This is a genomic window from gamma proteobacterium symbiont of Scutellera amethystina (assembly GCF_059730845.1).
In genome coordinates this window covers 1,126,625-1,147,330 of record NZ_AP035935.1, presented here as the reverse complement: position 1 = coordinate 1,147,330, position 20,706 = coordinate 1,126,625, and the positions used below count along the sequence as shown (strand labels likewise).

Here is a 20,706-nt window from a genome sequence, read left to right as displayed (position 1 = left end):
GCGCGCCCGCCTGCAGATTGTCACTCGTCACCCCAGACAAAACGGGGGATTTACAGTGCGCGGCAACAGGCATAACATGCATTTAAAATGCATGTTTAAAATTACTCTGAGGATCAGCCCATGCTTGACGCACAAACCATCGCCACCGTGAAATCTACCCTGCCCGCGATTGCTCAACTCGGCCCGCAGCTGACCGGTCACTTTTATCAGCGGATGCTGACGCAGCATCCCGAGCTGAAGAACGTGTTTAACATGAACAACCAGCGCAGCGGCAATCAGCGTGAAGCGCTGTTTAACGCGATCTGCGCGTACGGCAGCAACCTGGAAAATCTTGCGGTGCTGCTGCCGGCGGTGGAGAAAATTGCGCAGAAGCATGCCAGCCTGAATATTCAGCCGGCGCAGTACGCGATTGTCGGGGAAAACCTGCTGGCGACGATTAAAGAGCTGCTCAATCCAGGCGATGAAGTACTGGCGGCGTGGGGCAAAGCCTATGGCGTGCTGGCTGAGGTGTTTATCCAGCGTGAAGCAGCGATTTACCGTGCGTCGGAAGAAAAGGTCGGCGGCTGGCGCGGCGCGCGCGATTTCCGCATCCGTGCGATTACCGCGCAGAGCTCGGTAATTAAAAGCATTGAGCTGGTGCCGAATGATGGAGAGACGGTGGCGGACTTCCTGCCCGGTCAGTATCTGACCCTCAGTCTGCGCCCGGCGGACAGCGACTATATTCAGCACCGGCAGTATTCGCTGACGCATCTGCCGGATGGCAAAGCCTATCGCATTGCAGTGAAGCACGAAGCGCAGGGCAGCGTCTCCGGCTGGCTGCATCAGCATGCGAAGGTCGGCGATATCGTGCAGTGCGCCGCGCCGGCCGGGGATTTCTTCCTGCAGGCAGCAGCGCAGACGCCGGTGACGCTGATCTCAGCAGGCGTCGGGCAAACGCCGCTGTTAGCCATGCTGGCCAGCCTGGCGGAGCAGCAGCATTCGGCCGCGGTATGCTGGCTGCACGCCGCCGAAAACGGCGCGCAGCACGCGTTTGCTGATGAGGTCGCGGCGCTGGGCGCGCAACTGCCGCGCTTTAGCCGCCACGTCTGGTATCGCCAGCCGCAAGCTGACGACGCGGGACGTTACGACGCGCAGGGTCTGATGGATTTAGCCACCGTCTCAACCGCACTGACCCAGCCCGAGGGTGAGTTCTGGATTTGCGGCCCGCTGGCGTTCATGCAGTTTGTTGCGCGCCAGCTGACTGATGCCGGCATCAGCGCCGACCGTATCCACTACGAAGTGTTCGGTCCGCACAAAGTGCTGTAAATGAAAAAGCCTGCACGCGGCAGGCTTTGTGTCTGGTGAGGAGCGAAGGGCTCAGATGGCCTCTTCGTCTTCCTCGCCGGTACGAATACGCACGACGCGCGCCACGTCAAAGACAAAGATTTTGCCGTCGCCGATTTTACCGGTCTGCGCGGTTTTCATGATGGTTTCTACGCAGGTATCGACGATATCATCGCCCACCACCATCTCGATTTTCACTTTTGGCAGAAAATCGACCATGTATTCGGCACCGCGATACAGCTCGGTGTGGCCTTTCTGACGTCCGAAGCCTTTCACTTCGCTAACCGTCATCCCGGTGATGCCCACTTCCGCTAAGGCTTCACGCACATCATCGAGTTTGAATGGTTTGATAATTGCATCGATCTTTTTCATCACAGATCCTTTTTTCGCTCCCTCCATGATGGACGGGTAACTATGAGTATAAGTGTTCCTGACGCTGCCGCAGCAAGCTACTCTTTAAATTCGCTGGCGTCCAGTTCGTGGCGCGACAGCAGCTTATAAAACTCGGTACGGTTGCGTCCAGCCAGACGCGCCGCATGCGTCACATTACCTTTGGTCATCTGCAGCAGCTTGCGCAGATAGTTAAGCTCAAACTGGTTGCGTGCTTCGACAAAGGTCGGTAGCGCCGTGTTCTCGCCAGCCAGCGCCTGCTCTACCAGCGCGTCACTAATTACCGGCGACGTAGTAAGCGCCACGCACTGCTCAATCACGTTGACCAGCTGGCGCACATTTCCCGGCCAGCTGGCACTCACCAGCCGTTTCATCGCATCGACCGAGAAGCTGCGCACAAACGGTTTGTGGCGATCGGCCGACTGGCGCAGCAGATGGTTGGCCAGCAGCGGGATGTCTTCGGCGCGTTCGTGCAGTGCCGGGATCCTGAGATTCACCACGTTGAGACGATAGTAGAGATCTTCGCGGAAGCTTTTCTTCTCCATCGCCTTCGGCAGATCGCGGTGCGTGGCAGAGATGATGCGCACGTTGATGTCGAGATCGCGGTTGCTGCCCAGCGGGCGCACTTTGCGCTCCTGCAGCACGCGGAGAAGTTTTACCTGCAGCGCCTGCGGCATGTCGCCAATCTCATCGAGAAACAGCGTGCCGCCTTCCGCCGCCTGAAACAGCCCTTCGCGCGCACTTACGGCACCGGTGAAGGCGCCTTTGGCGTGGCCAAACAGCTCCGACTCCAGCAGCTGTTCCGGCAGCGCGCCGCAGTTGATGGCAATGAAAGGTTTGCCGGCGCGAGGGCTGGCAGCATGAATCGCCTGCGCCAGCACCTCTTTGCCGGTGCCGCTCTGGCCGTTAATCAATATACTGACGTCAGATTGCGCCACCATGTGCGCCTGCTCCAGCAGCCGCAGCATCAGCGGATTACGCGTGACGATCGCTTCGCGCCAGCCGTCGTCGCTGACCGGCGCGCGCTGCGCCAGCGCTTCGTCAATCGCTTTGTATAGCGCATCGCGATCGACCGGTTTGGTCAGAAAGCTGAACACGCCCTGCTGCGTGGCGGCTACCGCGTCCGGAATCGAGCCGTGCGCGGTCAGGATGATGACCGGCAGTCCGGTATGGCGCTTCTGGATTTCAGCAAACAGCGCCAGGCCATCCATTTCATCCATGCGCAGATCGCTGATCACCAAATCGACTTTCTCTTTCTGCAGATGACGCAGGGCTTCCGGCCCGCTGGCCGCGGTCGCTACCTGATAGCCTTCACTGCTGAGACGCATACCGAGCAGCTTGAGTAAGCCCGGATCGTCATCCACCAGCAGTAAGCGTGCGGCCTGTTTCATGATTACTGCTCCTCGCTTTGGGCATCGCTGGCACCGTGTGTGCTGTCGCCGCTGTCCGGCGCTTTGCGCGATGACAGCTGACGCTCGATGTCAGTCAGTCGCTGCAGTTTACGCTGGGTATCGTCCAGCGTTTGCCGCAGTTGCGTTTGCTGCTGACGCAGGCGATCCAGTTCGGCGTCATTGCTTTGCTGCAGCGCGGCGTAGCGGCCGCGCGCCTCGCTCAGCTCCAGCTGCGCGGCCTGGTTACTGCGCCACAGCTGCAGCAATGGACGCACCGCCGCCGGATAATCCGCGCTATAGCTGTCGAGCGTATCAACGTACTGACGGCGCTCCACCGGCGTCACGTTGCCGTTCGCCAGCAGGATGCCCTGCTTAAAGGCGCGCGCCCAGTTCTGTACCGGCCAGCGCCGCGCTTCCGCCCGCGCTTCGGCCGCCGACAGCCGCTCACCGCAGTCGATAGCGCGCTGCCAGTAAAGTGGATTGCTCATGGCCGCCGGTGCTTCAATCTGCCAGACATTCTGGCAATCGGTGGCCAGATAATCCGCCAGGCGCACGTCCGGCTCCGGCAGGTTCACCGCACCGCGCGGCGTACTGCTCTGGGGCGGCGCCTGACAGGCGCTCAGGCCGATGGCAATCAGTGCGCCGACGAGAAATCGGCTGGATGTGAGTTTCATTAATCAGGCATTCCCGGCGCTGGTAGTCAAAATGATACGAAAACAGACGTCCGCGTCCGTGCGCGTGACCAACTGCAAATCACCCTGCATCCTGCGCAGGCAATCTTTGGCGATGCTTAATCCCAGCCCGCTGCCTTTCACCGGCCCTTTGCGCTGCTGGCTCCCCTGATAAAAGGGCTCAAAGATCATCGCCTGCTCTTCAGCCGGAATCGGCGTGCCGGTGTTCGCCACCTCAATCCACACCTGGTTGCCCTTCTGCTGGCTCTGCAGCCAGATGTTACCGGATTCGCTACCGTAGTTCACGGCGTTCGAGTAGAGGTTATCAATCACTCGCTGCAACAGCGTCGGTTCCGCCAGACAATAGCGGGCCTGCAGATCGATATGCGTATGCATCTGGCGCGCGCTGGCGGGCAGTGAGTGCACCCTGACGACGCTATCAATGATAGCGTCGATAGCCACCGGTTCCAGCCGCATTGGGCTGTCCGCCAGCCGGCGATTGTAGTCGAGCAGCTGTTCAATCAGCCGCTGCAGATGACGGCTGCTGGTATCGAGAATGGCGACAACTTCCTGCTGCTCCGCATTGAGCGGGCCGGCAACCTGGTCGGCCAGCAGTTCGGTGCCTTCGCGCAGGCTGGCCAGCGGCGTTTTGAGTTCGTGCGACAGGTGGCGCAGAAACTCATGCCGCTGTGCCTCCAGCCAGCTAAGACGTTCGCTGAGCCAGACGATGCGCTGTCCCAGCGAGCGAATTTCGCGCGGCCCGCGAAAGCTGACGCTATTGCCCAGCGTTTTGCCCTCACCCAGCCGGTTGATCATGCGTTCGACGCGCTTAACCGGGCCGATAATCATGCCGGTGAACAGCAGTACCAGCACCAGACTGATCAAAAACAGTATCAGCGCCTGCCAGCCAAAAAACTGGCCGCGATCGGCAATTTCGCGCTGCAGCTGCAGGCCGCGTGAAAACACCACTTCACGCGTGGCCTGCACCATGCGGGTGTTGGCGGCGGAGAACGCCTCCAGCGCGCTCGCCGCCGGTGCCAGCAGATTGCCGTTATCACACTGCAGCTTTTCCAGCTGCGGCAGCGCGCTCTGCAATATTTTGAACGTTGGCAAATCGGGCAGGCTGGCGGCATGGCTGCTGAGCATCTGGCCATAGCGACTCCACTGCGTTTGATACAGGCGTGCCAGACTGGCATCGCCCAGCACGCAATACTGGCGATAGCTACGCTCCAGCTCCAGCGCCGTGCGCGCCATCGCCTCGCTGCGACGCACGTCGGTGAAGGTGTTGCGGTTGGTGTCCGCCGCCTGATTACTCAATGCTGAAAGGCTTTCCCACGCCTGCCATGCCAGCACCAGCAGCGGCAGCAGCACCAGCAGAAAGGCCATTAGAACCAGTTGCCGCAGGGATCGGGGAAACAGACGCCATCTCTTCACAACCGTGCTTCCTTTGAGGTGAGTTGCAGGCATGCTAGCGAAGTCCGGCAAGGTTAGAAAGGCTGAAAACGAAAACGGCAGGCCTTTTGGCCTGCCGTGAGAGCGACGCCGCAGCATCGCCTGCAAAATAGGTGGAGCCTAACTCAACGTTGCGTCCGGTGCTTGATAACGTTGCAAAGCAAGCGATTATCGGTTGGGTGGACGGCAGGCTCCGTTTGGTGCGTCATTCGGTATTTTATGAGCTCAACCGCAGTGCGGGGCAATCATAGACAGGAGAATGAGCAACGTAATGATTATAGCAACTATCGTGCCAGAAAATAAATAGCCTTGTTAATCAGCACACTGCCAGCTCAGAGAGGGAATTAACGACGCTTTCGGACCGGCTGGTCTGGAAAAAGTGTCGCCGATTAGCAACGGCTTTAACGCACTAACTTCGCACCCATAAAAAACAAAGATTTAAATGTCACCTTTTAGCGACAGTTCAGTCATGGGATTGTCGTCATTTTCCGACATGCCTCAGAGGTCAGGGAATCACAGCGGATCGACAGCGGTGCCCACGCGACAAAAAAAATATAAAAGGCCGCGTTGAGCGGCCTTTGCACGGTGCCCGTGAATGGGCACCGGTAAGAGACAGGATTCAGGTTTAACCCAGCTGCTTGCGCGCGTTGCGGAAAATGCGCATCCACGGGCTGTCTTCGCCCCACTCCGCCGGATGCCACGAATTGCTGACGGTACGGAACACGCGCTCCGGATGCGGCATCATAATGGTGACGCGCCCGCTTTCGTTAGTCACGGCGGTGATGCCGTTCGGTGAGCCGTTCGGGTTCGCCGGATAGGTCTCGGTGACTTTACCGAAGTTATCGACGAAGCGCAGCGCCACCAGCCCTTTCGCTTCCAGCTCAGCCAGATGCGCACCGTCACGTACTTCAACAAAACCTTCACCGTGCGAGACGGCAATCGGCATGCGAGAACCGACCATGCCGTCCAGCAGCAGTGACGGGCTGGCGGCCACTTCCACCAGGCTGAAGCGTGCTTCAAAGCGCTCGGACTGGTTACGCACAAAGCGCGGCCACAGCTCGCTGCCCGGAATCAGTTCACGCAGATTCGACATCATCTGGCAGCCGTTACACACGCCCAGCGCCAGCGTCTGCGGACGATGGAAGAAGTTTTCAAACTCGTCACGCACGCGGCTGTTGAACAGAATCGATTTCGCCCAGCCTTCGCCCGCACCCAGCACGTCGCCGTAGGAGAAGCCGCCACAGGCGACCAGTGCGTGGAATTCCTCCAGACCACGACGGCCCGCCAGCAGATCGCTCATGTGCACGTCAACCGCGGTAAAGCCTGCGCGGTGGAAGGCAGCGGCCATCTCAACGTGCGAGTTTACGCCCTGCTCGCGCAGCACGGCAACGCGCGGACGCGCGCCAGTGGCGATCATCGGTGCCGCCACATCCTCTTCCGGACGGAAGGTCAGCTGCACGTTCAGGCCAGGATCGTTATCGTCTTTCTTCGCTTCATGTTCCTGATCGGCACAGGCCGGGTTATCGCGCAGGCGCTGCATCTGCCAGGTGGTTTCAGCCCACCAGGTACGCAGGGTGGTACGGCTTTCGCTGTATACCGCGCTGTCGCCGGAGCGGATAACAAAACGGTCACCCGGCAACGCTTTACCGATGACGTGAACATTGCTGCTCAGACCGTGATCGGCAAATACTTTTTCCACGGCCGCGCGGTCGGCAGCGTTAATCTGCAGTACTGCGCCCAACTCTTCCGTAAACAGTGCTGCCAGCGCATCGCTGCCCAGCGCGGCGATATCCGCCTCAATACCGCAGTGGCCGGTGAAGGCCATCTCAGCCAGCGTGACCAGCAGACCGCCATCCGAGCGGTCGTGGTAAGCCAGCAGTTTCTGCTCGCTGACCAGCGTCTGAATCGCATTGAAGAAGCCGGCCAGCTGCGCGGCATCGCGTACGTCGGCCGGTTTGTCGCCCAGCTGGCGATACACCTGCGACAGCGCCGTGGCGCCGAGGGTGTTAGCACCGTTGCCGAGGTCCACCAGCAGCAGCAGGTTGTCGCCTTCCGGCTGCAGCTGTGGCGTCACGGTGCGACGCACATCTTCAACGCGTGCAAAAGCCGTAATGACCAGCGACAGCGGCGAAGTCATTTCGCGCTGTTCAGTGCCCTGCTGCCAGCGGGTTTTCATCGACATGGAGTCTTTACCCACCGGAATGGTGATCCCCAGCGCCGGGCACAGCTCTTCGCCCACCGCTTTCACCGCGGCGTACAGGCCTGCGTCTTCGCCCGGGTGACCGGCTGCAGCCATCCAGTTTGCCGACAGCTTCACGCGCTTCAGCGAACCGATCGCGGTCGCGGCCAGGTTGGTCAGCGCCTCGCCTACTGCCAGGCGGCCGGACGCAGCGAAATCAAGCAGCGCTACCGGCGCACGTTCGCCCATGGCAAACGCTTCACCGTGGTAGCTGTCAAGGCTGGCAGTGGTCACGGCGCAGTTCGCCACCGGGATCTGCCACGGCCCGACCATCTGATCGCGCGCCACCATGCCGGTTACGCTGCGGTCACCGATGGTCACCAGGAAGGTTTTTTCCGCCACGGTTGGCAGGTGCAGCACGCGGTTTACCGCATCGGCAATGGTAATGCCGTCCCGCACCAGCGCATCACCTTTCGCCTGCTGGCTGGCCACGTCGCGCGTCATTTTTGGCGTTTTGCCCAGCAGCACGTCGAGCGGCATGTCGATCGGTTTGTTATCGAAATGGCTGTCGGCAAGGTTCAGGTGCTGCTCTTCGGTCGCTTCACCAATCACCGCATACGGCGCACGTTCGCGCTGGCACAGCTCGTCGAACAGCGCCAGTTTGTCCGGCGCAACCGCCAGCACATAACGCTCCTGCGACTCGTTACACCACACTTCCAGCGGGCTCATGCCTGGTTCATCGCTGAGGATGTCGCGCAGGTTGAAGTTGCCGCCGCGGCCACCGTCGCTCACCAGCTCCGGCATGGCGTTAGACAGGCCACCGGCACCAACGTCGTGAATAAACAGAATCGGGTTGGCTTCGCCCAGCTGCCAGCAGCGGTCAATCACTTCCTGACAGCGACGCTCCATCTCCGGGTTGTCACGCTGCACCGAGGCGAAGTCGAGATCGGCATCCGACTGGCCGGACGCCATCGAGGACGCCGCACCGCCGCCAAGGCCGATATTCATCGCCGGACCGCCCAGCACGATCAGCTTCGCGCCAACCACGATCTCACCCTTCTGCACGTGATCGGCGCGGATGTTACCAATGCCGCCGGCCAGCATGATCGGCTTGTGATAGCCGCGCAGCTCAACGCCATTGTGGCTGTTGACCTGCTCTTCATAAGTACGGAAATAGCCGTTCAGCGCCGGGCGACCAAATTCGTTGTTAAACGCGGCGCCGCCTAACGGGCCTTCGGTCATGATATCCAGCGCGGTAACAATGCGATCCGGCTTGCCGAAATCCTCTTCCCACGGCTGTTCAAAGCCGGGAATACGCAGGTTGGAAACCGAGAAGCCGACCAGACCCGCTTTCGGCTTCGCGCCGCGTCCGGTGGCACCTTCGTCACGGATTTCCCCGCCGGAACCGGTGGCGGCGCCCGGCCATGGTGAAATGGCCGTCGGGTGGTTGTGGGTTTCCACCTTCATCAGGATATGCGCGGCTTCCTGATGGAACTCATATTCGCCCTGCTGCGCATCCGCGTAGAAACGCCCGACCTCGGAGCCTTCCATCACCGCGGCATTGTCTTTATACGCCGACAGGACGTGTTCCGGATGCTGCTCAAAGGTGTTTTTAATCATTTTAAACAGCGACTTTGGCTGTTTTTCGCCGTCGATAATCCAGTCGGCGTTGAAAATCTTGTGACGACAGTGCTCGGAGTTCGCCTGAGCGAACATATAGAGCTCGATGTCGTTCGGATTGCGGCCCAGTCTGGTGAAGGCATCGAGCAGGTAATCAATTTCGTCATCGGCCAGCGCCAGGCCGAGCGTGCGGTTAGCCTGCTCCAGCGCCTCGCGCCCTCCGCCCAGCACGTCTACGCTTTTCAGCGGCTGCGGCTCATGATGCGCGAACAGCTGTTCTGCCGCGCTGAGCTCCGTGAACACGGTTTCCATCATGCGGTCGTGCAGCAGGCTGGCCAGCTGCTGCCACTGCGCGTCAGTCAGCTGCGGTGCCTGTACATAGAAGGCCAGACCGCGCTCCAGGCGCAATACCTGTGGCAGGTCGCAGTTGTGGGCGATATCGGTGGCTTTCGATGACCAGGGAGAAATGGTGCCGGGACGCGGCGTCACCAGCAACAGACGCCCTTGTGGCGCATGTTCGGCGAGAGAAGGACCGTATTTCAGCAGACGCTGCAGGCGGGCTTGCTGTTCCGCGCTGAGCGGTGCGCTGACATCGGCGAAATGGACGTACTCGGCGTAAATATCACTCACCGGCAGATGAGCGTCCTGAAAGCGGGTCAGCAGTTTGTTTACACGAAATGCCGACAGAGCGGGCGAACCACGCAGAATTTCCATCATTAAAGATCTCTCGTCTTCGAAGCGCCGGGCGACGCTTCATGGGGCGCAACAGGGAAAACGGGCGGTATTATAGAGAAATGGCACGGGTTACGAAACCGTTTGCGCAGAAAAACTGAGCCTCAGGATTTGCCTGAATTTTGCGCAAATCTTGCTATATAAGTTGCCCTGTTGCGCTTTGTTGCGCAAAATGCCCCTCGCTCTGGGAGTGCAAAACAACATAAATACTGCCTTTAAAAGACAGAGGCCTGTGAGCCATTACGAGACAACTATTTGAAACGCCTGAAATTAAATTATCTGTTTATCGGTCTGATCACCGTGCTGCTTGCGCTGGCGCTGTGGCCGTCCATCCCCTGGTACGGGGGCGGAAAAGACGCGTTATCACAGATCAAATCGCGGGGAGTGTTGCGCATCAGTACCGTCAACTCGCCGCTGACTTACTACACCATCAATAACGCACCAGCCGGCATGGACTACGAGCTGGCGAAGCGTTTCGCCGATTATCTTGGCGTGAAGCTGGAAGTCACGGTGCGGCCCAACCTCGGCGACCTGTTTGACGATCTCGACGACGGCAAAGCCGACCTGCTGGCCGCCGGGCTGATCTACAACAGCGAGCGCCTCAGCCGTTATCAGAGTGGCCCGAGCTACTATTCCGTGTCGCAGCAGCTGGTGTATCGCATCGACAAGCCGCGGCCCAAAAACCTTGGTGATCTGAAAGGCCGGCTGATTGTGCAGTCCGGTTCAGCCTATCTGTCAACGTTACGTTCCGCCAAAGCGGACAGCTACCCCGATCTCGACTGGGCCATTTCCACCGATATGGGCCAGAAAGCGCTGCTGGAAGCGGTTGCCGACGGCAAGCTTGACTATACCGTGGGGGATTCGGTGACCATCGGCCTGCTGCAGCGCATCCATCCACAGCTGGCGGTGGCGTTTGATATTACCGATGAAGAGCCGGTGACCTGGTATCTGCCGCGTAACGATGACGATAGCCTGAACGCCGCCATGCTCGACTTCTACAGTCAGATGGGGGAAGAAGGCACCATGGCGCGGCTGGAAGAGAAGTATCTCGGCCACGTCGGCACCTTTGATTATGTCGATACCCGCACCTTCCTGCGCGCAATTGATAACACGCTGCCGGATATCAAGCCGCTGTTTGAGAAGTACGCGTCCAGTATCGACTGGCGCCTGCTGGCGGCGATTTCCTACCAGGAGTCGCACTGGAATCCGCAGGCGACCTCGCCCACCGGCGTGCGTGGCATGATGATGCTTACGCGCAATACCGCTGACAGCCTCGACGTGAACGATCGTCTCGATCCGGAACAGAGCATTCGCGGTGGCAGCGAATACCTGCGGCGCATGATGGAAAAAGTGCCGGAGACCATTCCGGAAGATGAACGCATCTGGTTTGCGCTGGCGGCCTATAACATGGGCTACGCACATATGCTGGATGCACGCCGGCTGACGCTTAAACAGGGCGGCAATCCGGACAGCTGGGCCGACGTTAAGCTGCGCCTGCCGATGCTGAGCCAGAAGCGCTATTACGCGCAGACCACTTACGGCTATGCGCGCGGCCACGAAGCTTATAACTACGTTGAGAACATCCGTAAGTATCAGATCAGCCTGGTAGGCTATCTGCAGGAGCAGGAGAAACGGCTGGCGCAGCAGTCGGCGCTGGAAGCGGAACTCGGTGCCGGTTATCCGGCTGTCGAACCGAAGATTGCGATGAACTAATCGGCGCGCAGCGCCTGCCGCTGCGCACGTTTCTGTTCCCGGCGCATGCGGAAAAAGTCGCTCAGCAGCGTGGCGCACTCCTCGGCCAGCACGCCATGCGCAATCTCAATCTGATGATTCATGCCCGGATGGCCGATCACATCCAGCAGCGAACCGGCGGCGCCAGTTTTCTCATCCTTCGCGCCATAGACCAGACGGGTAATCCGGCTGTGCACCATGGCACCCGCACACATCACGCACGGCTCCAGCGTCACGTATAAGGTGGTGTCGAGCAGCCGGTAATTATCAATCACTTTGCCGCCCTGACGCAGCGCCATAATCTCGGCATGCGCGGTGGGATCGCACTGGCTAATCGGCCGGTTCCAGCCCTCGCCAATCACTCTGTCACCCTGCACCAGTACCGCACCGACCGGCACTTCGCCCTGCTCCCACGCACGCCGCGCCAGTTCAAGCGCGTGGCGCATCCAGTATTCATCAGTTTGTGGGTTCAACGGGCAACTCCTGCGGATTAACAAGGCGGCGCATTATAGACGGAATCCAGCTGCGATTCACTCCAGCTGTTGCAGTTCACCGCGCGGCGTCACGCGCCAGCGGTGCTGGCAGAAAAACAGCAGCGGGTTATCCTGCTTGCTGTCGCTGTAGCCGCTGTAAAGCTGCAGCGGCGTACCGATTTTTTCCTCGAGCTGCGCCACTTTTTCATGGCCGAGACAGCGCATGGCTAATACCCGGCCACCACGGCCCGGCTTCATCTGGCTGGCGATCAGTTTCACGCGCGGCAGAAACGCGGAATCAAAATAGACCTGCTCCACCAGCGACTGCGGCGAGCCGGTAATCAGCCAGACATCGGCGTCTTCACTGCTGAGGTAGTCAGTCAGCCGCTGCTGCACCACCGGAAACGCGGTAACGCGCTCGCGAAACCAGCGGGCAAATTCGGCCTCACGCTGGCGCAGCGTGGCCTCACGATGGCCAAAGGTGATAGCCCACAGCAACAGGCTCATCGGCCAGCGCGCGGCGCGGCCCTTTATCAGCATACCCATGCCGATGACCGGCAGCAGCGGCACCACCAGCACCAGATTGAGCGGCTGGCGGCGCAGCAGATAACGCATAAATGTGCCAAACATGTCCTGCTGATGCAGCGTGCCGTCCAGGTCAAAAAATACCACGCGGCGATGCGAACCCTTTGTCAAACCCGACTCCTTTTTCTAAACGCGGCGATACCTGCTCTACAGTGTAGCCAGCATCGCGCGCCGGGGCGAAAGCTGTCATTTTTAATTCCAGTGGCTACAATGCCATTTGAATAGTTTATTCTCTGCGTCGGCGCGATGTCATCTGACATTCCTGGCCAGACATTTCCTTCCGCGAGCGGCTAAGCTGTGTGCGGGACTATGGATTAAGGATCGGACATGAGTTCATTGCTGCGAATTCGCCAGCTCTACCCACGCCTGGCGCTGAACGAGCGTCGGCTGGCGGATTTTTTGCTGTCGCAGCCTGATCGGGCACGGCATCTGAGTTCACAAAAACTGGCGGAAGAGTCAGGCGTCAGCCAGTCGAGCGTGGTGAAGTTCGCCCAGAAACTGGGTTACAAAGGCTTTCCGGCGCTGAAGCTGGCGCTGAGTGAGTCGCTGGCCGACCGCGATGCCATCACCGTGCACAACCACATTCTGAGTGACGATCCGCTTAAAGTTGTCGGCGAAAAGCTGCTGACGGAAAAAATTTCGGCGATTCGCGCCACGCTGGATATCAACAGCGAAGAGAAACTCACGGAAACGCTGCAGCTGCTGAAAAACGCCAACCGCATTCTGCTGGTCGGCATTGGCGCTTCCGGGCTGGTGGCGAAAGATTTTTCGTGGAAGCTGATGAAGATTGGCATCAACGCCGTCGCCGAGCAGGACATGCACGCGCTGCTGGCCAGCGTTCAGGCGATGGCACCCGGCGATGTGCTGCTGGCAATCTCCTACACCGGCGAACGTCGCGAGATCAACCTCGCGGCACAGGAAGCCGCAGCCATTGGCGCCGATGTGCTGGCGTTCACCGGCTTTACCCCGAATTCGCTGCAGCAGTGCGCGACGGTCTGCCTGTACACCGTCGCCGAGGAGCAGAGCACGCGCAGCGCGGCCATCTCCTCCACCAGCGCCCAGCTGGCGCTGACCGATCTGCTGTTTATGGCGCTGGTGCAGAACGATCCGGAACGCGCCTCCAGCCATATTCGTCACAGCGAGGAGCTAGTGAAAAAGCTGGTCTGATTGCCCCATGATCAGGGTATTCCCCACCCTGCCTTAGCCCGAAATTGATCATCGGGCGGGGCAATGCTTTTGTTGCCTGTCGTTATCCTTGTTTCGGCCCGATTAAACGCATTTTCAGCATCGGGCTTGCAGGATAATTTCCGATGTATATGATCAGGGCAAATTTACTCATCTCTCTCGTCATGCTGAAACTTATTTCCCGTTATGCAGGAATTGGCGTTATCAACACCGCGATTCACTGGACGGTGTTTGCGCTTATTCTCAAGCTGTTCGAGTCAGGCCAGGCTATGGCAAACTTTGGTGCATTCTGCGTTGCGGTGACGTTTTCTTTTTTTGCTAATGCCCGCTGGACCTTCTCTTCTGCAGCCACGCCCTTGCGTTACCTGCTTTATGTCAGCTTTATGGGAGGCATGGCGGCGCTGGTTGGCTGGATGGCCGACGCCTGCACGCTTTCCCCGGTGATTACCCTGATACTCTTTTCCTTTATTAGCCTGGGTTGCGGCTTCATCTACTCTAATTACATCGTTTTCAGGGAAGTAAAATGAAATTGTCTCTCGTCGTGCCCGTCTTCAATGAAGAGGAAACCATTCCGCTCTTTTATCAGGCGGTTCGTCATGAATTAGCCGGCTATCAGGTGGAAATTGTTTTTATCAATGACGGCAGTAGCGATGGCAGCGAAAACATCATCAATGCTCTGGCCATCTCGGATCCGCTGGTCATTGCGCTGTCATTTACCCGCAATTTCGGCAAAGAACCCGCGTTGTTTGCCGGACTAGAGCATGCCACCGGTGACGCGGTTATCCCGATTGATGTTGATCTGCAGGATCCCATCGCCGTTATCCATCAACTGGTTGAACGCTGGCAAGCGGGTGCCGATGTGGTTCTGGCTAAACGGAAAGATCGCAGCGCCGATGGGCATGTCAAACGTAAAACAGCCGAGTGGTTTTATCACTTTCACAACCAAATCAGCTCGCCGAAAATAGAGGAAAACGTTGGCGATTTTCGTCTGCTGTCGCGCGAGACGGTAGAACATATAAAAAGCCTGCCGGAAAGGAATCTGTTCATGAAGGGCATTTTATCCTGGGTTGGCGGTAAAACAGCGATTGTGGAATATGATCGGGCTGAACGCGTCACAGGGGTGTCGAAATTTAATGGCTGGAAATTGTGGAATCTGGCATTAGAAGGATTAACCAGTTTTTCCACCTTCCCCTTACGCATCTGGAGTTACATCGGCGGTAGCGTCGCGTTACTCTCCTTTCTTTATGGATTCTGGATGATCATCGATAAACTGCTCTGGGGCAATCCGGTGGCGGGTTACCCTTCGTTGCTGGTTTCCATTCTGTTTTTGGGTGGAGTGCAACTTATCGGCATCGGTGTTCTGGGCGAATATATTGGCCGAATCTACATTGAGTCCAAACAAAGACCACGCTACGTGATTAAGAGCAGGAAATGAAAAAAACAGTTTTTGAGCGTCATCCCTCCGCCATGTATCTGATACTGGCCATCGCTTTACTCATCGGTTATAGCCCGGTTTATTTATCAACATACGGATTTTCCGACGACTGGTTCTATTTATACGCATCCACTACCGATGCATTCAGTATTTTCAAATGGGATATCTTATCGGGCCGACCTTTTTATGGTGCCATCCGCTACTTCTTCGCTTTCCTGATCGATGACGTGCAGGATTTGACCTGGCTCCGTGTACTCTCATTATTAAGCCTGATTTTACTGGGCGGGTACATCATCCGTTTCCTAGAGCGTCGCAGCATTTTCGCCAGCGCGGTCCAGCGTCTGACGTTTGCCACGTTGATTTGTTTGCTGCCTTCATTTCAGGTTTTTGTCGGCTGGACAGTCTGCTTTCCTTATGTCCTGTCCGTGCTGCTGGCGGGCATCAGTTACTCAACGCTGGCGGAAAACAAAGGCCTGGGCCGGGTGCTACTGTCGGCTATTTGCCTGACGCTTTCCTTTGCGATTTACCAACCCGCAGCCATGAGCTTTTTATTCTTTGCCCTGCTCGATCTGGGCATGACCCGGAATAATTATCAGCGCAGCGCGGTGATCAAGCTGATGTTGATGCTGGGATTTGGCATGGTGATGGCACTGGTACTGGCGAAAGTTCTGCCGCTCGTGCTGTTCAATGAAGTACTGGCCAGAACCAATATCACCTTAGCGCCGCTGAAAAAAATCACCTGGTTTATCGCTGAGCCGCTCAGAAATGCGCTGTGCAACTTTGATACCGGGCGCTCGATTGTCAGTATTATCATCTCCTGCTCACTGATCATCGTGGGCATTGTGAAGGCACCCGATTTCAAACCGCGTAAAGCTTTTCTGTTCCTGTTTTTCCTGCTGGCGGCGGGCATTCCTAATCTTTTGGTGAGTGAGGACTGGGCAGCCTATCGCACGGTTATCGCGCTGTCGTTAATCACTACCTCAGCCTTCATTGCTGGCTTATTCGTGATCTTTAATAAGCTGAAGATAACCACGTCTGCCAGTATCGTTTGCCTCGTTATTGCAGTGCTCTCATGCATGCTGAATATTCAGAAGGGCTTTTCTACGCCTCAGCAGCGCGAGTATCAGTTGTTAAGCAACGCAATCATAGAGAACGTGCCTGCAGAATATTCTGGCCAGCTTTATTATCGTATCGATAGTGACAACTTACCTGCTGTCGCAAAATCCAAAAAATACGATGAGTTCGGTTCGCTTTCGCTGGGTATGCCATGGTCCTTTGCCGGTATGGCCGACGCGATTAAAAAAGAGCACGCGATGAAGTTTTCCTTGCCAAAGGCGCCCGTTATCTACGGCAGCGATCAATGTCCAGGTGACTGTCTGACGCTGGATGCCACCCACGTGCTGGCACCGGTAAAATAAAGGCCAGCGCCGCCACTATTTCGCTAACCGCGCAACGGCTCTGCTTACCGTTGCGTGGTTTTCTGGCTATGGCGCGACATCAGATCGGCTGGCGGCTGAATACTACGCTAAGTCATTTTTTGAACGCCACCCGGCGTGATAATATGCGTGCCGCTCAGCGGAACGCCCCGCTGGTTTACGCCTGCATCGATTGAACAATCACACTGCAAAGCGCTATTTCAGCAGGCGTTTTGCGCCAGAGAGCGGAATTAACCATGAAACATGCAATGAAAACAAGCAACTGATGAGCTTATGCAATGGCACTGATAATTACTGAGCGCTGCATTAACTGCGACATGTGCGAGCCTGAGTGCCCGAACCAGGCGATTAGCATGGGTGAATCGATCTATCAGATCGACGCTGACCGCTGCACCGAGTGCGTGGGTCATTATGATGAGCCGACCTGTCAGAGCGTCTGCCCGATTGATAACACTATTCTTTCAGACCCGCAGCACGTGGAAAGTCGCGACGCGCTGTGGGAGAAATTTGTGCTGCTGCACGCTTAATCTTCGATAATCACCGTGGCGCAGGCATAGTGGCGCTCGTCGGCCAGCGTGACGTGCACATGCTGCACGCCCAGCTGGCTGGCAATCACTTTGGCCTGTTCAAAGAAGCGCAGGCCAGGCTTCCCCAGCGCATCGTTGTACACTTCAAACTGATTGAACGCTAAGCCGCCGCGAATGCCGGTGCCGAAGGCTTTTGCCGCCGCCTCTTTCACCGCAAAACGTTTGGCGAGGAAGCGCACCGGCTGCTGATGCGCCTGATACTGCTGCCACTCAGCTTCGCTCAGCACGCGGCGCGCCAGACGATCGCCGGAGCGTTCAATCACGCCGGCGATACGCTCGATCTCGACGATATCGCTGCCCAGCCCCAGAATGGCCATTAGCGACGCGCTTCCCGCATCAGCGCCTTCATGTCGCTGACCGCCGCTGCAAGACCGCTGAACAGCGCACGACCAATAATCGCGTGACCAATGTTCAGCTCATGCATTTCCGGCAGCGCAGCAATCGGCTGAACGTTGTGATACGTCAAACCGTGGCCAGCATTGACCTTCAGGCCGCGGCTGGCAGCAAAGGTCGCAGCGCTGGCGATACGCGCCAGTTCGGCATCGCGTGCCAGCCCTTCCGCTGCTTCAGCATAGGCGCCAGTGTGAATTTCAATGTAAGGCGCACCGCTGGCGACCGCCGCTTCAATCTGGCGCTGATCGGCATCGATAAACAGCGACACCAGAATGCCCGCCTCGCTCAGCTGTTTGACTGCCGCGTTGACTTTGTCCTGCTGACCGGCCACATCAAGGCCGCCTTCGGTGGTCACTTCCTGACGCTTTTCCGGCACCAGGCAGACAAAATGCGGTTTGATGTCGCAGGCGATGCCCACCATTTCGTCGGTGACTGCCATCTCAAGATTCATGCGGGTATGAATGGTGTCGCGCAGAATCCGCACGTCGCGGTCGGTGATGTGACGGCGATCTTCACGCAGATGTACGGTAATGCCGTCTGCGCCCGCCTGCTCCGCGACAAACGCGGCCTGTACCGGATCGGGATAATTTGTGCCACGTGCGTTACGTACGGTGGCGATGTGATCGATGTTGACCCCTAACAGCAACTCAGCCATGACAATCCTTAAATGTGTTCAGTATGTTTGCAGTGTAACGCGCAGAGCCTGTCAGGTGCATCACCCGCGCTCGTCGTTTGCCACGTTCGGTCGTTTTTTCGGCACAAACTGACGGAACAGCTCCTGACTCTTCAGCGGCTTACCGCCCAGATAAGGTTTCAGCGCCATGCGCGTGAAGCGTTTGGCGGCACGCAGCGTATCGGCATCGGGAAATTCGCGCTCCCACAGCGCGCGCAGCTGGCGGCCAGTGAAACTGCGCTGATTGACCACCAGACTGGCGATAAAGCCCTTCTCTTCGCGATAGCTGTAGGTCATGCTGTCGTCAACCGCCTCGCCGCTGCCGGCGCAGTGCAGAAAGTCGACGCCGTAGCCCAGGTGGCCAAGCAGTGCCAGCTCAAAACGGCGCAGCGCTGGCTCGGGCGAACCGTTGGCCGCCGCCAGCGTCTGGATACATGAGAGATAATCGAAGAACAGTTCGGAGAAGGGAATTTCCTGCTCCAGCACCCGCGACAGCAGCTCGTTAACATACAGGCCGCAGTAGAGCGTGATGCCGCTGAGCGGCAGCGCCAGCGACACCGCTTCGGCGTTACGCAGGGTTTTGACTTCGCCACGGCCACCCCAGCGCACCAGTAGCGGTGTGAAGGGTTGCAGTGCGCCTTTAAGCTGGGAACGGCGCGAGCGTGCGCCCTTGGCAAGGACGCGGACGCGTCCCTGACTTTCGCTGAACAGATCGAGCAGCAGGCTGGTTTCGCTGTAAGGGCGACTATGCAGCACAAAGGCGCGTTGCCAGCCTTCCATCAATTAGTCGTCTGTATAACCCAGGCTGCGCAGCGCACGTTCGTCATCCGCCCAGCCCGATTTCACTTTAACCCACAGCTCGAGATGGACTTTCGCCTCGAACATCTCTTCCATGTCTTTACGCGCTTCGATACCGATGGTTTTGATTTTGGCACCCTTGTTGCCAATCACCATCTTCTTCTGCCCTTCGCGCTCAACCAGAATCAAACCGTTGATGTCATAGCCGCCGCGCTCGTTAGAGACGAACTGCTCAATCTCCACGGTAACCGAATACGGTAACTCGGCGCCGAGGAAGCGCATCAGTTTTTCACGGATGATTTCTGAAGCCATGAAACGCTGCGAGCGATCGGTGATGTAGTCCTCCGGGAAGTGGTGATCCGACAGCGGCAGGCGCTTGCGGGCGATCTCCGCAATGGCATCCACGTTTTTACCGGTTTCGGCGGAGATCGGCACGATCTCGAGGAAGTTCATCTGCTGGCTGAGGAACTGCAGGTGCGGCAGCAGGATGCTTTTATCCTGGATGTTGTCGACTTTGTTTACCGCCAGCACTACCGGCACTTTGCCGTCACGCAGCTTGTTCAGCACCATCTCATCGTCAGGCGTCCAGCGCGTACCTTCCACGACAAAAATCACCAGCTCAACATCGCCGATGGAGCTGCTGGCAGCACGGTTCATCAGGCGGTTGATCGCCCGCTTCTCTTCCATGTGCAGCCCGGGTGTATCCACGTAGATCGCCTGGTAAGCGCCTTCGGTATGAATACCCATGATGCGGTGGCGCGTGGTTTGCGGTTTGCGCGAGGTGATCGACACCTTCTGCCCCAGCAGCTGGTTCAGTAAGGTGGATTTGCCGACGTTAGGCCGGCCGACAATCGCGATAAAGCCGCTGTATGTTTCGAGTTCGCTCATTCGGGTCCTGATTGGGCAGCCTCACTGCTGAAGCTGCGAAATGACAATTTATTCGAGGCCAAGTTTGATCAATGCCTGTTCGGCAGCGGCCTGCTCTGCTTTACGGCGGCTGGAGCCCACGCCCACCACCGGTTCAGCCATCCCACTCACCTGACAGTGAATGGTGAATTCCTGATCGTGCGCTTCGCCACGCACCTGCACCACCAGATAAGACGGCAGCGGCAGATGACGGCCCTGCAGATACTCCTGCAGGCGCGTTTTCGGATCTTTTTGCTTATCGCCCGGGCTGATCTGCTCAAGGCGATTCTGATACCAGTCGAGAATCAGCTTCTCGACCGTCTGAATATTGCTGTCGAGGAAGATGCCGCCTATCAGCGCCTCTACGGTATCCGCGAGGATGGATTCCCGGCGGAACCCACCGCTTTTCAGCTCGCCCGGCCCCAGACGCAGACATTCGCCCAGCTCAAACTCGCGCGCCATTTCGGCCAGCGTGTTGCCGCGTACCAGCGTTGCACGCATGCGGCTCATGTCGCCTTCGTCCACGCGCGGGAAGCGGTGATACAGCGCGTTGGCAATCACATAGCTGAGGATAGAATCGCCAAGAAATTCAAGACGCTCGTTATGTTTGCTGCTGGCGCTGCGGTGAGTCAGAGCCTGCTGCAGTAATTCCGGATGAGTAAAAGTGTAGCCCAGTTTGCGCTGCAGCTTGTTAATGAGGATGGGGTTCATGCGATTCCAGTTGTTCTGTGCGTCTGTGACTCTGC

The 20,706-nt window shown here is 57.9% G+C and carries 19 protein-coding genes; 7 read left to right on the top strand and 12 right to left on the bottom strand.

The features are described 5' to 3' along the window. The first annotated feature begins 120 nt into the window (after window positions 1-120). On the top strand, window positions 121-1,305 hold the full coding sequence (hmpA, locus tag AC6I79_RS05195; RefSeq protein WP_125309204.1) for an NO-inducible flavohemoprotein: 1,185 nt from the start codon (window positions 121-123) through the stop codon (window positions 1,303-1,305). A gap of 51 nt (window positions 1,306-1,356) precedes the next feature. On the opposite strand, the gene glnB is transcribed toward hmpA, so the two are convergent. The 5 genes from glnB to purL all read right to left on the bottom strand — a co-directional run bounded on the left by glnB (window position 1,357) and on the right by purL (window position 9,743). Further along, window positions 1,357-1,695, bottom strand: coding sequence for a nitrogen regulatory protein P-II (gene glnB / locus AC6I79_RS05190; RefSeq protein ID WP_007886217.1), 339 nt, complete (start codon window positions 1,693-1,695; stop codon window positions 1,357-1,359). Window positions 1,696-1,772: 77 nt separating this feature from the next. Then, on the bottom strand, window positions 1,773-3,104 hold the full coding sequence (gene glrR, locus AC6I79_RS05185) for a two-component system response regulator GlrR (protein WP_125309206.1): 1,332 nt from the start codon (window positions 3,102-3,104) through the stop codon (window positions 1,773-1,775). Window positions 3,105-3,106: 2 nt separating this feature from the next. Beyond that, the gene (gene qseG / locus AC6I79_RS05180) at window positions 3,107-3,778 is read right to left on the bottom strand and encodes a two-component system QseEF-associated lipoprotein QseG (protein WP_021506537.1); all 672 of its coding nucleotides are present in this window, start codon (window positions 3,776-3,778) and stop codon (window positions 3,107-3,109) included. A gap of 3 nt (window positions 3,779-3,781) precedes the next feature. Further along, window positions 3,782-5,209, bottom strand: coding sequence for a sensor histidine kinase (locus tag AC6I79_RS05175; RefSeq protein WP_125309208.1), 1,428 nt, complete (start codon window positions 5,207-5,209; stop codon window positions 3,782-3,784). A gap of 643 nt (window positions 5,210-5,852) precedes the next feature. Continuing rightward, window positions 5,853-9,743, bottom strand: coding sequence for a phosphoribosylformylglycinamidine synthase (purL, locus tag AC6I79_RS05170; protein ID WP_058775645.1), 3,891 nt, complete (start codon window positions 9,741-9,743; stop codon window positions 5,853-5,855). A 270-nt stretch (window positions 9,744-10,013) separates the two neighbouring features. Between purL and mltF the strand changes: the two genes are divergently transcribed. After that, window positions 10,014-11,471 carry a membrane-bound lytic murein transglycosylase MltF gene (gene mltF, locus AC6I79_RS05165; RefSeq protein WP_021506534.1) on the top strand — a complete coding sequence of 486 codons (1,458 nt, stop codon included), beginning with the start codon at window positions 10,014-10,016 and terminating at the stop codon, window positions 11,469-11,471. On the opposite strand, the gene tadA is transcribed toward mltF, so the two are convergent. Continuing rightward, a complete protein-coding gene (tadA, locus tag AC6I79_RS05160; RefSeq protein ID WP_071813580.1) occupies window positions 11,468-11,962 on the bottom strand; it encodes a tRNA adenosine(34) deaminase TadA in 495 nt (164 codons plus the stop codon). The two genes, mltF and tadA, sit on opposite strands and share 4 nt — an antisense overlap. A 57-nt stretch (window positions 11,963-12,019) precedes the next feature. Next, window positions 12,020-12,658: a phosphatidylglycerophosphatase C gene (gene yfhb / locus AC6I79_RS05155; RefSeq protein WP_010618503.1), complete on the bottom strand. Its 639-nt coding sequence runs from the start codon at window positions 12,656-12,658 to the stop codon at window positions 12,020-12,022. A 216-nt stretch (window positions 12,659-12,874) separates the two neighbouring features. On the opposite strand from yfhb, the gene AC6I79_RS05150 reads away from it, so the two are divergent. The 5 genes from AC6I79_RS05150 to AC6I79_RS05130 all read left to right on the top strand — a co-directional run bounded on the left by AC6I79_RS05150 (window position 12,875) and on the right by AC6I79_RS05130 (window position 17,130). Continuing rightward, the gene (locus tag AC6I79_RS05150; protein ID WP_021506531.1) at window positions 12,875-13,714 is read left to right on the top strand and encodes a MurR/RpiR family transcriptional regulator; all 840 of its coding nucleotides are present in this window, start codon (window positions 12,875-12,877) and stop codon (window positions 13,712-13,714) included. A 182-nt stretch (window positions 13,715-13,896) separates the two neighbouring features. After that, the gene (locus AC6I79_RS05145) at window positions 13,897-14,259 is read left to right on the top strand and encodes a GtrA family protein (protein WP_031279382.1); all 363 of its coding nucleotides are present in this window, start codon (window positions 13,897-13,899) and stop codon (window positions 14,257-14,259) included. Continuing rightward, window positions 14,256-15,167, top strand: coding sequence for a glycosyltransferase family 2 protein (locus tag AC6I79_RS05140; protein WP_021506529.1), 912 nt, complete (start codon window positions 14,256-14,258; stop codon window positions 15,165-15,167). The genes AC6I79_RS05145 and AC6I79_RS05140 overlap by 4 nt, the downstream gene beginning before the upstream one ends. After that, window positions 15,164-16,585, top strand: coding sequence for a glucosyltransferase domain-containing protein (locus AC6I79_RS05135; RefSeq protein ID WP_282954688.1), 1,422 nt, complete (start codon window positions 15,164-15,166; stop codon window positions 16,583-16,585). The genes AC6I79_RS05140 and AC6I79_RS05135 overlap by 4 nt, the downstream gene beginning before the upstream one ends. Before the next feature lie 296 nt (window positions 16,586-16,881). Further along, the gene (locus AC6I79_RS05130; RefSeq protein WP_010617759.1) at window positions 16,882-17,130 is read left to right on the top strand and encodes a YfhL family 4Fe-4S dicluster ferredoxin; all 249 of its coding nucleotides are present in this window, start codon (window positions 16,882-16,884) and stop codon (window positions 17,128-17,130) included. On the opposite strand, the gene acpS is transcribed toward AC6I79_RS05130, so the two are convergent. Genes acpS through rnc form a run of 5 tightly spaced genes read right to left on the bottom strand, consistent with a single transcriptional unit; the run spans window position 17,127 to window position 20,671 of the window. Next, window positions 17,127-17,507, bottom strand: coding sequence for a holo-ACP synthase (gene acpS, locus AC6I79_RS05125; RefSeq protein WP_010617758.1), 381 nt, complete (start codon window positions 17,505-17,507; stop codon window positions 17,127-17,129). The two genes, AC6I79_RS05130 and acpS, sit on opposite strands and share 4 nt — an antisense overlap. Further along, complete coding sequence (gene pdxJ / locus AC6I79_RS05120; RefSeq protein ID WP_021506526.1) at window positions 17,507-18,238, bottom strand: pyridoxine 5'-phosphate synthase; 732 nt, start codon at window positions 18,236-18,238, stop codon at window positions 17,507-17,509. Before pdxJ ends, acpS begins: the two co-directional genes overlap by 1 nt. 60 nt (window positions 18,239-18,298) lie before the next feature. Continuing rightward, a complete protein-coding gene (gene recO / locus AC6I79_RS05115; RefSeq protein WP_058775641.1) occupies window positions 18,299-19,036 on the bottom strand; it encodes a DNA repair protein RecO in 738 nt (245 codons plus the stop codon). Window positions 19,037-19,039: 3 nt separating this feature from the next. After that, a complete protein-coding gene (era, locus tag AC6I79_RS05110) occupies window positions 19,040-19,942 on the bottom strand; it encodes a GTPase Era (RefSeq protein ID WP_058758278.1) in 903 nt (300 codons plus the stop codon). Window positions 19,943-19,990: 48 nt separating this feature from the next. Next, on the bottom strand, window positions 19,991-20,671 hold the full coding sequence (gene rnc / locus AC6I79_RS05105; RefSeq protein ID WP_021506523.1) for a ribonuclease III: 681 nt from the start codon (window positions 20,669-20,671) through the stop codon (window positions 19,991-19,993). Window positions 20,672-20,706 lie beyond the last annotated feature (35 nt).

Excerpts from the sequence above, each read along its gene's own strand:
- hmpA (WP_125309204.1), top strand. The coding sequence starts at position 121 with ATGCTTGACGCACAAACCATCGCCACCGTGAAATCTACCCTGCCCGCG.
- qseG (WP_021506537.1), bottom strand. The coding sequence starts at position 3,778 with ATGAAACTCACATCCAGCCGATTTCTCGTCGGCGCACTGATTGCCATC.
- AC6I79_RS05135 (WP_282954688.1), top strand. The coding sequence starts at position 15,164 with ATGAAAAAAACAGTTTTTGAGCGTCATCCCTCCGCCATGTATCTGATA.
- glrR (WP_125309206.1), bottom strand. The coding sequence starts at position 3,104 with ATGAAACAGGCCGCACGCTTACTGCTGGTGGATGACGATCCGGGCTTA.
- era (WP_058758278.1), bottom strand. The coding sequence starts at position 19,942 with ATGAGCGAACTCGAAACATACAGCGGCTTTATCGCGATTGTCGGCCGG.
- AC6I79_RS05140 (WP_021506529.1), top strand. The coding sequence starts at position 14,256 with ATGAAATTGTCTCTCGTCGTGCCCGTCTTCAATGAAGAGGAAACCATT.
- pdxJ (WP_021506526.1), bottom strand. The coding sequence starts at position 18,238 with ATGGCTGAGTTGCTGTTAGGGGTCAACATCGATCACATCGCCACCGTA.
- glnB (WP_007886217.1), bottom strand. The coding sequence starts at position 1,695 with ATGAAAAAGATCGATGCAATTATCAAACCATTCAAACTCGATGATGTG.
- AC6I79_RS05145 (WP_031279382.1), top strand. The coding sequence starts at position 13,897 with ATGCTGAAACTTATTTCCCGTTATGCAGGAATTGGCGTTATCAACACC.
- rnc (WP_021506523.1), bottom strand. The coding sequence starts at position 20,671 with ATGAACCCCATCCTCATTAACAAGCTGCAGCGCAAACTGGGCTACACT.
- AC6I79_RS05130 (WP_010617759.1), top strand. The coding sequence starts at position 16,882 with ATGGCACTGATAATTACTGAGCGCTGCATTAACTGCGACATGTGCGAG.
- AC6I79_RS05150 (WP_021506531.1), top strand. The coding sequence starts at position 12,875 with ATGAGTTCATTGCTGCGAATTCGCCAGCTCTACCCACGCCTGGCGCTG.
- acpS (WP_010617758.1), bottom strand. The coding sequence starts at position 17,507 with ATGGCCATTCTGGGGCTGGGCAGCGATATCGTCGAGATCGAGCGTATC.
- recO (WP_058775641.1), bottom strand. The coding sequence starts at position 19,036 with ATGGAAGGCTGGCAACGCGCCTTTGTGCTGCATAGTCGCCCTTACAGC.
- purL (WP_058775645.1), bottom strand. The coding sequence starts at position 9,743 with ATGATGGAAATTCTGCGTGGTTCGCCCGCTCTGTCGGCATTTCGTGTA.